Source organism: Paracidovorax citrulli (genome assembly GCF_900100305.1).
In the GTDB taxonomy this organism is placed as follows: domain Bacteria; phylum Pseudomonadota; class Gammaproteobacteria; order Burkholderiales; family Burkholderiaceae_C; genus Paracidovorax; species Paracidovorax citrulli.
On record NZ_FNEY01000012.1, the window covers coordinates 50573 to 63539 of the forward strand.

The 12967-nt window shown below is 70.7% G+C and carries 10 protein-coding genes and 1 tRNA gene; 6 read left to right on the top strand and 5 right to left on the bottom strand.

Annotation, left to right across the window (positions count from 1 at the left end; translation table 11 throughout):
• Positions 1-215 precede the first annotated feature (215 nt).
• Positions 216-1586 (top strand): aspartate aminotransferase family protein, encoded by a 1371-nt coding sequence (locus BLR99_RS10165; RefSeq protein ID WP_048857480.1) that lies wholly within the window; start codon positions 216-218, stop codon positions 1584-1586.
• Between the two features lie 78 nt (positions 1587-1664).
• On the opposite strand, the gene BLR99_RS10170 is transcribed toward BLR99_RS10165, so the two are convergent.
• On the bottom strand, positions 1665-2405 hold the full coding sequence (locus tag BLR99_RS10170; protein ID WP_048857496.1) for an IclR family transcriptional regulator: 741 nt from the start codon (positions 2403-2405) through the stop codon (positions 1665-1667).
• A gap of 463 nt (positions 2406-2868) precedes the next feature.
• Between BLR99_RS10170 and BLR99_RS10175 the strand changes: the two genes are divergently transcribed.
• Positions 2869-3321: a hypothetical protein gene (locus BLR99_RS10175; RefSeq protein ID WP_138919955.1), complete on the top strand. Its 453-nt coding sequence runs from the start codon at positions 2869-2871 to the stop codon at positions 3319-3321.
• A gap of 123 nt (positions 3322-3444) precedes the next feature.
• Positions 3445-3660: a hypothetical protein gene (locus tag BLR99_RS10180; protein WP_017439103.1), complete on the top strand. Its 216-nt coding sequence runs from the start codon at positions 3445-3447 to the stop codon at positions 3658-3660.
• A 23-nt stretch (positions 3661-3683) separates the two neighbouring features.
• On the opposite strand, the gene BLR99_RS10185 is transcribed toward BLR99_RS10180, so the two are convergent.
• A complete protein-coding gene (locus BLR99_RS10185) occupies positions 3684-4106 on the bottom strand; it encodes a hypothetical protein (RefSeq protein ID WP_017439102.1) in 423 nt (140 codons plus the stop codon).
• Between the two features lie 243 nt (positions 4107-4349).
• A tRNA-Arg gene (locus tag BLR99_RS10190) sits at positions 4350-4426 on the bottom strand.
• A gap of 185 nt (positions 4427-4611) precedes the next feature.
• Here BLR99_RS10190 and BLR99_RS10195 point away from each other — a divergent pair.
• On the top strand, positions 4612-6369 hold the full coding sequence (locus BLR99_RS10195) for a cation:proton antiporter domain-containing protein (protein ID WP_011794928.1): 1758 nt from the start codon (positions 4612-4614) through the stop codon (positions 6367-6369).
• 37 nt (positions 6370-6406) lie between these two features.
• Here BLR99_RS10195 and BLR99_RS10200 read toward each other — a convergent pair whose 3' ends face one another.
• Both BLR99_RS10200 and BLR99_RS10205 read right to left on the bottom strand, forming a co-directional pair.
• Entirely contained in the window at positions 6407-8263 is a 1857-nt protein-coding gene (locus BLR99_RS10200) for a M14 family metallopeptidase (protein WP_011794929.1), read from the bottom strand.
• Positions 8264-8532: 269 nt separating this feature from the next.
• Entirely contained in the window at positions 8533-10332 is a 1800-nt protein-coding gene (locus tag BLR99_RS10205; RefSeq protein WP_046060058.1) for a DEAD/DEAH box helicase, read from the bottom strand.
• A gap of 365 nt (positions 10333-10697) precedes the next feature.
• Between BLR99_RS10205 and atpC the strand changes: the two genes are divergently transcribed.
• Positions 10698-11153, top strand: coding sequence for an ATP synthase F1 subunit epsilon (gene atpC / locus BLR99_RS10210; protein WP_046060059.1), 456 nt, complete (start codon positions 10698-10700; stop codon positions 11151-11153).
• A 140-nt stretch (positions 11154-11293) separates the two neighbouring features.
• A complete protein-coding gene (gene ettA / locus BLR99_RS10215; RefSeq protein WP_011794932.1) occupies positions 11294-12955 on the top strand; it encodes an energy-dependent translational throttle protein EttA in 1662 nt (553 codons plus the stop codon).
• Positions 12956-12967 lie beyond the last annotated feature (12 nt).

A 12967-nucleotide genomic window follows, 5' to 3' on the forward strand; every position in this document is an offset into this window, starting at 1 on the left:
CAGCCCCAGCGACCAGTCCGCGCGCTCGCCGGCGTGGTCCGCTCCTTCACGCCCTGCGCCGGGGCATAGCGCTACGCCGGCAGAACGCGTCGCGCTCCGGTTGCCGATTCAGGCTAACCCGCGGCCAGCGGCTTGAATGACCATCGCCTGGCGCTCCACGGTGTGCGGCGCGTCCGCCGCACGCCATCCCGCAGATACGCAACAAGGTATGTTTTATGACTGAAGCTGAACTGGAAGCCCTGAACTTTGCCGACGCCCCGAAGATGGCGTCCACCGTCTTTCCCGGCCCGAAGGCCGCCGAGGCACTGGCCCTGTCCGCACGCACGGAATCGATGGCGCGCGGTGGCGGCCGCATGCCCGTGGTGATGGACAGCGCCTTCGGCGTCACCTTCAAGGACCCCGACGGCAACGTCTTCGTGGACCTGTCAGCCGGGGTTGGCGTGAGCAGCGTGGGCCGCTGCCATCCGGAAGTGGTGAAGACCATGCAGCGGCAGGCGGGCGATCTGATGCACGCCATGGAAGTGAACAACACGCGGCGCACCGAGCTCGCGGCGAAGATCTCCGAGATCGCGCCCGACGGCCTGCGCGGCGACTGCATCACCTTCTTCACCCAAAGCGGCAGCGATGCGCTGGAGGCGGCCGTGAAGTTCGCGCGGCGCGTCACCGGGCGCCACCAGATCATCGCCTTCCACGGCGGCTACCACGGCATCTGGCAGGCCTCCAACGCGCTCACCACGGGCACCGCCTACCGCAAGGGCTACGGCCCCTTCATGGGCGGCGTGATCCATGCGCCTTATCCCTATGCCTACCGCTTCCCCTTCGACACCACGCACAAGAGCGCCGAGCAGATCGCGGGCGAGTACATCGATTACCTGCTCAACACCCCGTACACCGCCGCCGACGACGTCGCCGCGGTGATCGTCGAGCCCGTGCAGGGCGAGGGCGGCTACGTGCCCCCGGCGCCGGAATTCCTGCAGTTGCTGCGCAAGGCCTGCGACCGCAGCGGCGCGCTGCTCATCGTGGACGAGGTGCAGTGCGGTGCGGGCCGCACCGGAAAGATGTGGGCCGTGGAGCACTCGGGCGTGAAGCCCGACATGATGACCTTCGGCAAAGGCATGGGCGGCGACGTGCCCATGGCCGGCCTGGTCATGCGCTCGGACCTCGCGGCGAAGATCCCGGACGGCTCCGCGCCCAACACCTTCGCGGCCAACGCCCTGTCCGCCGCCGTGGCGCTCACCAATATCCGCCTGCTGCAGGACCCCGAGCTCAACCTGATCCAGCGCGCCCACGACCTGGGCCTGGAGGCGCAGGAGTACATCCGGGGCTTCGGCAGTCCCTACGTGGGCGAAGTGCGCGGACGCGGGCTGATGATCGGCATCGAACTGGTCGAAGACCAGGCCACCAGGGCTCCGCTCACCGGCGAGAAGCTGGGCCGCCTCATGGGCTACATGTTGAGCCACGGCGTGCTGATGGTTCCCTGCGGCCGCTACACCAACGTGATGCGCGTGATGCCGTCGCTCACCGTGCCGCGCTCGCTGCTCTTCAAGGCGCTGGACGTCTTCGGCCGGGGGCTGGCCTCGCTCTGAACGCCGTGCAGGCCGCCGCTTCCCGTTCCGGCCTGGTGGGAACGGGGCCGGCGGCGGCTGCCGCGGCCCGGCGGCGCCTCATTGCCGCGCGATGCGCTCGGTCAGTTCGGCCGCGGCCTCGGTGACGAGCCTGCACAGGAACCCTTCCTGGAAGGCCCTGAAGCGCTCGCTGCTTCCCACCAGCGTGATGCTGCCCAGCACGCGCTGCTTCTCGTCGAACACCGGCGCCGCGATGCCGATGCGCTCCGGATGCAGTTCCCCCTCGCTGATGCAGTAGCCCTGCTTGCGGATCGCCAGCAGGCTCTTGGAAAAATCCTTCCATTGCAGGCCCACGTGCTCCAGCTCCGGCCTGGCCGCATGGGCGTCGTAGATGCGGCGGATCTGCCGTGGCGACAGGTACGCCAGCACCACCCGGGCCGTCGCGCTGTGGAACAGGTCGATGGGCTTGCCGCGCCCGCTGTCCGCCGGGGCGGCGTCGCTGCCGCGCTGCAGCAGCACGTTGATCACCACGTCGCCATACAGCTCGCTGATCAGCGCGTCCAGCTGGGTTTCCTTCACCAGCCGGTCTATCAGGTCGCGGCTGCGCACCAGCATCGGATCGTAGTCGGTCATCTGCCGCTCCAGCGCGATGATCCGGGGCCCCAGCGCGTAGCCCCGCGGCAGCCGTACCAGCAGCCCCACGTCGCCGAGTTCGCGCAGGTAGCGGTAGGCGCTCGCAGGCGTGTAGTCCAGTTCCCGGCAGATGGTATCGACGTCGATCACCGGCTGGTCCGGGCGAAAGAGATCGAGCACGGCGAGCATTCGGCGCAGGCTGTTCATGGATTCTTCGAAGGTTGAGAGGGTGCCGGCGGCCATGCCCGTGGGCAGGTGCGGGTGCGGCGGGTCCGTGCGGCGCCGGGAGGCCGCCGCGGCCTGGCGGCCCCGGACGCCGTTGCCGCCTGCGTGGCGGCAACGGCCGCGCAGGCGCCCGCGCCCCGGGCAGGCGGGACGTATGTTAAGGCAGAACTTCCGGGCCCCGGCGCCGCGCGTAGGAGGGTGCGCCGCGGCGCGGCGGCTGGGTCACGCTTCGATACCGGATGTGTGCGGAGTGCAACGTGTGTCCGCCGCGCTTGCGCTACCCGCGGGCATCCGCTGCGATTCCTACAAACGGCCGGGCAGCGTGGGGAGGAAGCTGGCATCCAGGCCGTCGGAACGCCGTGGAAACCTCCCCGGCCCGGACGATCCCGTCCGGACGCGCATGGCCTGCAATCCTCAATCCGATCCACGACAAGGAGAATCATCCATGAACAGGAATACACAGATGCGCAAGACGCTGCAGTACTGCGCCGGTGCGCTGATTTCGGGCGCGGTGCTGATGGGTGCCCCGCTGGCGCAGGCACAGACGTCGGGCGGGTCTTCCGGCGGCGCCTTGGGCGGCAGCACCGCCGATGCCCCGTCTCCCCGTGCCAGCGGCGCCTCCAAGCGCTCCGGCGCCCAGACGGACAGCCGCAGTTCCGGCGCGCGCTCCGGCAGCGGTTCCGGAAGTTCGGGCACCGGTTCGGGCGGCGCCGGCAGCAGCGGGTCGGGCGGCTCCGGTACCGGTACCGGTACCGGCGGATCCGGTACGGGAACGGGGTCGGGCGCCGGCGGGTCGGGCATGGGTTCCGGCGGCGGCTCCGGTGGTTCCACCGGCGGTGGCTCCAGCGGCGGCGGGGCTGGCGGCAGCGGCGGTGCGGGGGGCTCCAGCGGCCGTTGAGCATGCCCGTGCTTCCAGGAGGGCGGGCGCGGTCCTACGGACCCTGCCTCGCCCGTCCCACCCCGCGCCCCGCCTGCCGGGAGCCCAATAAGGTTTCGACGTTCCAGAAAAAGGAGGTGCCGCATGTCCATCGTCCCATGCTCGGGAGGCTCTGCCTTCCATGCCGCCGAGAGCAGGCGTGCGCGCCAGATGGGGCAGCGCGACCTGCCGCGCTGGCAGGCCCAGTTCGGCGACCTGGAACCCTGTCCGGATGCCGAGGACATTCCCGACAGCCGGCAGTCCGTGCAATCCCAGTTCTCGGATGAAGGCATCCCGCGCCACCGGCAGTGGCTGGGTTGACGCGGCGTTGCTGCGGAAAGCCCTCAGCGGCGCAGCCGGCAGGCGGCCCGCACCAGCCGGTCCGCCTGGTCGGGTATCGCATTGAATTTCACGGGCGCCTCGCCCTGCCTGAACGACCGTTCCATTTCCACCGGCCCGGCCCAGCCCGGCTGGGTGTAGAAGCGCATGCGCGTGTACCAGGCTTCCCGCCGCGGGCAATCGACCGCCACGACGCTCTGGTGGCCGCGGTACTGCCCGCCGCCATAGGCCTCCCGCGGGGATTCCCGGGTCACGCGCACTTCCACGCTGATCAGGTCGCCCTCGAGGTGCGCGATGGACGCCGGACGGATCTGGATCAGGTCGCGCTCGCTCTGCGCCGGATCGCCGTACACGGTGAACCATCCGCCGTCTGCCCCGGAGGGCAGGGAGAGGGCGGCCAGCAGGGCGCCGGCGATGAGGATGTGCATGGGAATGGTCGGGGGGGAAGCCGCGCCATTGTCAACAATCCGCGCTGCCCCGCTTCCCGCCATGGTTTCCCCGGAATGACAAGGGCGGGGTGACCACCCGGGCTGCAATGCACCCCTGACAGCCGCCGGACCGAGAGTGGCCACGGCACCGGCCGAGACCCCGCTGGCCGAGGATAGGGCCAGGAGCCCGAGACGGGTGTGAGGCCCGGTAAGTTGCTTGTCGATGTGCGCAGGGAAAGCGGATGGCCTGCCCGGAGGGACTCGAACCCCCGACCTATTGCTTAGAAGGCAATTGCTCTATCCAGTTGAGCTACGGGCAGATGATGGGAAGCAGGCCGGTTGCGGCGGCCCTTCCGAGGCCCGTGATCATACCCGCGCAGCCGGGGGCTCCGGGGGCGCGGGGGCATCGCCGTCCTGCTGCTTTGCGGTTATAACGGAACGCAGCGAGATCGCTTCCTCCGCCCCTCCCGCGCTCTGAGCGCTGCCAAAGCCCATCCTTTGACACATGCCCCATAGCGTCGCCCTCATCCATACGATCGCCGTCGGCCTCGGCCTGGCGCTGCTGCTGGGCTTCCTGGCGACGCGGGTGCGCCTGCCCGCGCTGGTGGGCTACCTGCTGGCGGGCGTGGCGATCGGGCCCTACACGCCCGGTTTCGTGGCCGACGGCGCCATGGCCAGCCAGCTGGCCGAGATCGGCGTCATGCTGCTGATGTTCGGCGTGGGCCTGCACTTCTCACTGGGCGACCTGCTCGCCGTGCGCAGGATCGCCCTGCCGGGCGCCATCGTGCAGATGGCCGTGGCCACGCTGCTGGGCGTGGGCCTGGCCAGCTGGTGGGGCTGGGGCCTGGGCGGCGCGCTGGTCTTCGGCCTGGCCCTGTCGGTGGCCAGCACGGTGGTGCTGCTGCGGGCGCTGGAAACGCTGGGAATTCTCGACTCCTACACGGGCCGCATCGCGGTCGGGTGGCTGGTGGTGGAGGACCTCGCCATGGTGCTGGTGCTGGTGCTGCTGCCGCCCCTGGCGGGGTGGCTCGGCGGCACGCCGGAGGGTCCGGCCGGTGCCGCGGCCCATCCTCCGCTCTGGAAGACCGTGGGCTGGACGCTGGCGCAGGTGGGCGGCTTCGTGGCCGTGATGCTGCTCGTGGGGCGGCGGCTCTTTCCCTGGCTGCTGTGGCAGGTGGCGCGCACGGGCTCGCGCGAGCTGTTCACGCTGTGCGTGGTGGCGGCGGCCGTGGGCATCGCTTTCGGCTCGGCCGCGCTGTTCGGGGTGTCGTTCGCGCTCGGCGCGTTCTTCGCGGGCATGGTGATGCGCGAGTCGGAGTTCGCCCACCGGGCCGCGCAGGAGTCGCTGCCGCTGCGCGATGCCTTTGCCGTGCTGTTCTTCGTCTCCGTGGGCATGCTGTTCGATCCGCGCGTGCTGCTCGAGCGCCCCCTGCAGGTGCTCGCCGTGGTGGCGATCATCATCTTCGGCAAGACCTTCGCGGCGGCCGCGCTGGTGCTGGCTTTCCGCTACCCGCTCAACACGGCGCTCACCGTGTCGGCCAGCCTGGCGCAGATCGGCGAGTTCTCGTTCATCCTCGTGGGCCTGGGCGCATCGCTCGGTCTGCTGCCTCCGGAAGGCGCGAGCCTGGTGCTGGCGGGCGCGCTGTTTTCCATCGCCCTCAACCCCATCCTGTTCCGCGCCATCGCGCCGCTGCAGGACTGGCTGCGTGCGCGCTCCGCCTGGGCGCGGCAACTGGAACTGCGCGACGATCCGCTGGCGGAACTGCCTGAGACCACGCACCAGCGCTACCTGGCCCGGCAGGTGGTGCTGGTCGGCTACGGCCGGGTGGGGCGCCGCATCGCCGCCGCGCTGGCCGCGCGCGACATTCCCTTCGTGGTGGCCGAGCAGAACCGGGAACTGGTCGAGCGGCTGCGCGGCCAGGGCATGGCCGCCGTCGCCGGCGACGCCGTGGACCCGGCCGTGCTGATCCAGGCGCACATCGCGCGGGCCCACATGCTGGTGATCGCCACGCCGGACACGCTGGACGTGCGGCAGATCGTCGCCACCGCGCGCACGCTCAATCCCGGCATCGAGACCGTGGTGCGCTCCCACAACGAGGAGGAGGCGCACCTGCTCGAAAGCGAAGGCGTGGGCAAGGTCTTCCTGGGCGAGGAGGCCCTGGCCGTGGCCATGACCACCCACGTGGTGGACGTGGCGGCCGGCCAGGAGCGGCCGGGCACCACCGTGCCGGGCGCGCTGGACGAGCGGCACGTGTCCGCCTGAGCCGCCGGCGCGTTCCGGGTGGCGCCGGCGGGCCGGATCAGTCCGGTTCCTCGAACACCAGCGTCGGCGTGGTCATCACCCGGGCCATGTCGCCCAGCGAGCCGATGAGCCGGTTCGCGAAATAGCTGTTCTGCGTGTCCGGCTCGAGCGCGGCGACCGCGAGGTTCGCCAGGGGCTGGTTGAGCGGCACGTAGTAGCTGCCGGCCGGTGCGTCGATGGCGGTGCGCACGGTTTCCACCTTCACGCGCACGGTGTCCGCCGCGCCGGCCACGGTGCCGCGCACATCCTCACGCGGCGCGGTGTCGCGCGCGGTTTCGCGGTAGGTGTCGGCCAGCAGCGATCCCTGCTCGGCCACCCGCATCACCTGCACGCCCATCATCTTCAGGTGGTCCACCGCCTGGCTGGCGGAGGGGCCGAGCCAGTAGCCGCAGGGGCGCGGCCGGCTGGTGAGGGTGCGCAGGTCGAGCGACGAGTTCCATTCCACGCGCACGGTCTTGTCGGCACCGGTCTGCGGGTCGAGCATCAGCAGGTCGCGCTGCGTGGCGGTCGGGCCCGCATCCACGGCGACCTCGCCGCGGCAGGCCTGCGCGACCGTGTCGCGCGCGACGAACGAGCGTACCTGCTCCAGGTTGGCGGCGCGCTCGGCCGTGCTGCGCAGCGCGCTGGTCAGCGCCGTCACCTGGGTGTGCACCCGGCGCTGGATGTGCGTGCGGCCGATGCCCACGCCGCGCGTTTCCACCAGCAGGCTCACCGCGTTCTTGAGGCCGTTCACGTTGCGGCCGGTGTCCGGCCGCGTGCCGCCCATGGAAACGCGCATGTCCGCCGGATCGGTGGAGGTGGTGTAGTACCAGTCGCTGGTCAGCCCCTGGCCCTGCAGGGCGGCGGACATGGGCTGGTAGTACCACTCGCGGGACGCCTTGGTGAGGAATTCCGCCACGTTGGCGGTGGTGGCGTACTGCAGCAGCGCGTCGTAGCGCTGGATGCCGCCGAACTTCTGCAGGAAGCGGCCGGCCACGGTGTATTCGTGCGCATCGACGATGGCGATGGGACGGTAGTCCCGCACCAGCCGGGCCAGCCCCTGCGCCTCGGGGGTGGTGAGCAGCAGGTGGTCGCGGTTCATGTCGGTGCCGTTCGCGGTCACGCGGGTGCCGGCTTCCGCGCCGTCCGGGTTCGCGCGCGGCACGACGACGACATTGATGCGGTCCAGCAGCGGCTCCAGCAGGCCCTGCGTGAGTTCGCGCGCGATCACCAGCAACGCTTCCGAGCCTGCGGGCTCGTCGCCGTGCTGCTGGCCGATCAGCACCACGGTGGGCCGGCCGCTGGCGTCCAGGTCCTGCAGCGAAGTGCCGGCTCCGCGCGTGGCCACCAGTGCCTCGAGCGGAACGCCGCGCTGCGAGCGGCCCCACTCGATCACCGCCGTCTTCGTCATGCTTCCCGCCTGGGGCGCGAGGCTGTGCAGCCACTGCGAGGCCTCGGCATTGGTGGTGAAGGCCCGGCGGCCGTCGGCCAGGCCGGGTGTGTCGTAGCGCACCGGCGGATCGGGGAACCGCGCCGCGACGGCGGCGGAGTAGGGCAGGGCCTCGGCCGGTGCGGCGGCGGACGGGGAGGGCGCGCCTTCCGGCTGCGGCACGATCGGGGTGTCGGCGATCGGGGTGGTCACCACTTCCGCGCGCGTGGTGCCCAGCGGCGGGGGCACGGTGCGCGGCGTTTCCGGGCGCGTCTGCGCGGTGGAGGGCAGGGGCGTCGGCGCGCTGGCGGGCCAGGGGGGCAGCGGCGTGCTGCTGCAGCCCGCCGCCATCACGGCGATGGCCAGGACCAGGGGGGCGAGCGCGCGGGGCGGCAGGCCGGGGGCTGCGGTCCTGGAGGGGCGGAGGGCGTCGAATGGCTGGTTCATGGTCGATCGGGCCGCGTGCGGCCGGGTGTGGCAGGCGGGGCCGATGTTACCCGGCACCGCGGCCGGAGCGTGTCGGTGCCAGTCCCGTGTACCGGGGCATTCGGGGAATGGGCCGCCGGCGCGGGAAGCGGCCCGCTGCCGAAACGGCGAAAACGAAACGGCGCGGCACGGAACGGTCCGGAGACCGCCCGTGCCGCGCCGTGGGCACGAAGCGCCGCCCCGGGAGGGGGCTGCGCGCGTCGAAGAAAGGAAATGGGGCGTGCCGGGATTCAGCGCCCGTAGCCGCCACCGCCGCCACGGGGACCGCGGTTGCCGCCGCGGCCGCCGCCGTAGCCGCCACCACCACCGCCGTAGCCGCCACCCCCGCCACCGCTGCGGAAGCCGCCGCCGCCGCGCCGGCCGCTGGACATGCTGTCCACGCTGGTGCGCATCGGGTCGGGCTGGCCGCCGCCGCTGCCATGGCGCGTGGGGCCCAGGTGGGTGCCGAGCTGCGTGCCCAGGTGGGCGTTCTCGCGCCGCGGCTGCAGGTCGTCGGAGCGGTGGCCGCCCTCGCTGCGCGGGGGACGGTTGCCACGCCCGCCGCCATTGCCGCCGCCACCGTTGCCGGAGCGCGGATGGCCGCCGTTGCCGGGATGCGCCGCGCGCGGGCCGTTGCCCTGGCCCTGGCCTTGCGCGCCGCCGCGGCCGCGCTGGGGCTTCTGGCCGCCGTTGCCGCCGCCTTCGCCCTGGCCGGCCTGCGCGCCGCGCCCGCCGGACTTGCCTCCGCCGCCGCCGCTGCGCTCACCCTGGGCTGCCTTGTTGGTGCGGATGCGTTCTATCATCTCGCTGCGCGCAGCCTTGGCGGCCGCCTGCATGACCTCGCGGCTCGGCGGCTTGCCCGCGCCGCCCCAGATGGTCTGGCGGCCCATGGCGATCGGCTCGGCCTTCTCGCCTTCCTCGGGGCCGAAGCCTTCGAGCACCTGCACCGGGATCTCCTGCTTGGTGAAGCGCTCGATCTCCATCATGAAGCCTTCCTCGTCCATGCAGACCAGGCTCACGGCCTCGCCGCTGGCGCCCGCGCGGCCGGTGCGGCCGATGCGGTGGACGTAGTCCTCGGGCACGTTGGGGATCTCGTAGTTGACGACGTGCGGCAGCTCGTCGATGTCGATGCCGCGCGCGGCGATGTCGGTGGCCACGAGGGCGCGGATGTCGCCGCTTTTGAAGCCGGCCAGGGCCTGGGTGCGGGCGCTCTGGCTCTTGTTGCCGTGCAGCGCCATGGCCGTGACGCCGTTCTTGGTGAGGAATTCGGCCACGTTGTTGGCGCCGAACTTGGTGCGGGTGAAGACCAGCACCTGGCTCCAGTTGTGCTGCTGGATGATGTGCAGCAGCACCTGCTTCTTCTTGCCGCGGCCCACGGGGTGGATCACCTGGGTGATGCGCTGCACGGTGGTGTTGCGCGGCGTGACCTGGATGCTCTGCGGGTTCTTGAGCAGGGTGCCGGCCAGCTCGCGGATCTCGTCGCTGAAGGTGGCCGAGAACAGCAGGCTCTGCTTGTCGCGGGGCACCAGGGCCAGCACCTTCTTCACGTCGTGGATGAAGCCCATGTCCAGCATGCGGTCGGCTTCGTCCAGCACCAGGATCTCGACCCTGGAGAGGTCCAGGAAGCCCTGCTGCTGCAGATCCAGCAGACGGCCGGGGGTGGCCACCAGGATGTCCACGCCGCGCTTGATGCGGTCGATCTGCGGGTTCATGCCCACGCCGCCGAAGATGACGGTGGACTTCACGTCCAGGTGCTTGGCGTAGGCGCGGAGGTTTTCCTCGACCTGCGCGGCCAGCTCGCGCGTGGGGGTGAGCACCAGGGCGCGGATGCCGCCGGCGGGCCGGGCGGTGCCGCCCTGCGTGAGGCGGTGCAGCATCGGCAGCGTGAAGGCGGCCGTCTTGCCGGTACCGGTCTGCGCTCCGGCGAGGAGGTCATGCCCGGCGAGCACGGCGGGGATGGCCTGGGCCTGGATGGGGGTGGGGGTTTCGTAGCCCTGCTCGTGCACGGCTTTCAGAATGGCCGGGGCCAGATTCAGTTCGTCAAAAGTCATTCAAGGAAGCGCCCTCTCCGGGCGCGGGAGGCATCGGCCTGTCGCAGGACCCGGGGGAAGGGGCTGCGTCCAGTCAAGGCAGATGGGATTCACGAATGGGAGCCGGAACACCGCGCGGCGGCTTCCTCGTCCCCAGCAGACTGCTGAGGCCGCCGGTTCCTGGTGCCGGCGGCTGAGACGCTATTGTGGCACGAGATCGCACCGCACCGTGCGCGGGGACACACTGCAGGCGTGGCCGTTCGCCTCGCCGGAGTTTCCCGGGCTTAGACTGGTGGCCTGTCATTCACGTTGCGGTGGCCGTGCCGCCATCGGGATTTACCCGGTGCGCGGCCATGGACACCACGCCAGCCCGCGGACCTGCCCCCATGCCTTCATCGCCATCGCCATCGCCCGCCGCAGCGCCGGACGGCGCCCTGCAACTCGAAATCGCCCACATGGAAGGCCTGGTCTGGTCCGGCCCGGTGCGCGTGGTGGGCCTGCCGGGCGCGGAGGGTGCCTTCGGCGTGCTGCACGGCCACACGCCGCTGCTCACGCGGCTGCGCGCGGGCTTCGTGCACATCGAGACCCCGGCCGGCGAGCGCATCGAGGTGTATGTGTCCGGCGGCTACGTGGAGATCCAGCCCGCGCGGGTCACGGTGCTTGCCGACACCGCCGTGCGCAATGCCGACCTCGACGCCGCGCGCGCCGAGGCCGCGAAGCAGGCGGCCTCCAGCCTGCTCGGCGGGGAGCTGGCCCACATCGACCACGCCCTGCTGCACGCCGAGATCGCGCGCGCCGCGGCGCAGTGGGCGCACGAAGCGCGCAAGCTCTCGGGGCGCTAGGGAAGCCGCCCTCCGGCCGGGCCCGCCATCCTGCCCGGCGCAAAGCATCCGATAATCGAGGGCAAAGCCTCCGCCGCGCGGCTCCCCGCCGCTGCCTCCCGCCCGGGCGGAGCCGCCCCCATTCCAAGGAAAGAAAGCCAATGGCCCAGTACGTTTATTCGATGAACCGCGTCAGCAAGACCGTGCCCCCGAAGCGGCAGATCTTGAAGGACATCTCCCTGTCGTTCTTCCCCGGCGCCAAGATCGGCGTGCTGGGCCTGAACGGCTCGGGCAAGTCCACGCTGCTGAAGATCATGGCCGGCGTGGACAAGGAAATCGAGGGCGAAGCCATCCCCATGCCGGGCCTGAAGATCGGTTATCTGCCGCAGGAGCCGCAGCTCGACCCCAACCACACCGTGCGCGAAAGCGTGGAAGAGGCCATGGGCGAAGTCTTCGCCGCCAAGGCCAAGCTCGAAGAGGTGTATGCCGCCTATGCCGAGCCCGATGCCGACTTCGACGCGCTGGCCGCCGAGCAGGCCCGCCTGGAAGCCATCATCGCCACGGCCGGCACCGACTCCGAGCACCAGCTGGAGATCGCTGCCGACGCGCTGCGCCTGCCGCCCTGGGAGGCCAACGTGGGCGTGCTGTCCGGCGGCGAGAAGCGCCGCATCGCCCTCTGCCGCCTGCTGCTGTCCAAGCCCGACATGCTGCTGCTCGACGAACCCACCAACCACCTGGATGCCGAATCCGTCGACTGGCTGGAGCAGTTCCTGCACCGATTCCCCGGCACCGTGGTGGCCATCACCCACGATCGCTACTTCCTCGACAACGCGGCCGAGTGGATCCTGGAACTGGACCGCGGCCACGGCATTCCGTACAAGGGCAACTACAGCACCTGGCTGGACCAGAAGCAGGCCCGCCTCGAATCCGAGCAGAAGGGCGAGGAAGCCCGCGCCAAGGCCCTGAAGAAGGAACTGGAGTGGGTACGCCAGAATGCCAAGGGACGCCAGGCCAAGTCCAAGGCGCGTATCGCCCGCTTCGAGGAACTGAGCGATTTCGAATACCAGAAGCGCAACGAAACGCAGGAAATCTTCATTCCCGTGGCCGACCGCCTGGGCACCCAGGTGATCGAATTCAAGAACGTCACCAAGTCCTTCGGCGACCGCGTGCTGATCGACAACCTGTCGATGAACATCCCCGCCGGGGCCATCGTCGGCATCATCGGCCCGAACGGTGCCGGCAAATCCACGCTGTTCAAGCTGATCGCCGGCCGCGAGCAGCCCGACAGCGGCGAAGTGGTGATCGGCTCCACCGTCAAGATGGCCTACGTGGACCAGAACCGCGATGCGCTCTCCGACGAGAAGACCGTGTGGGAAGACATCTCCTGCGGCCTGGACATCATCAACATCGGCAAGTTCCAGATGGCGAGCCGCGCCTACGCGGGCCGCTTCAACTTCAACGGCGGCGACCAGCAGAAGAAGGTCGGCAGCCTGTCCGGCGGCGAACGCGGGCGCCTGCACCTGGCCAAGACGCTGATCGCGGGCGGCAACGTGCTGCTGCTCGATGAACCCTCGAACGACCTGGACGTGGAAACCCTGCGCGCCCTGGAAGACGCGCTGCTGGAATACGCGGGCACCGTGCTGGTCATCAGCCATGACCGCTGGTTCCTCGACCGCATCGCCACCCACATCCTGGCCGCCGAAGGCGACAGCCAGTGGGTGTTCTTCGATGGCAACTACCAGGAATACGAGGCCGACAAGAAGAAGCGCCTGGGCGAAGAGGGCGCCAAGCCCAAGCGCATGCGCTACAAGGCGCTCAAGTGAGCGCGGGACGGC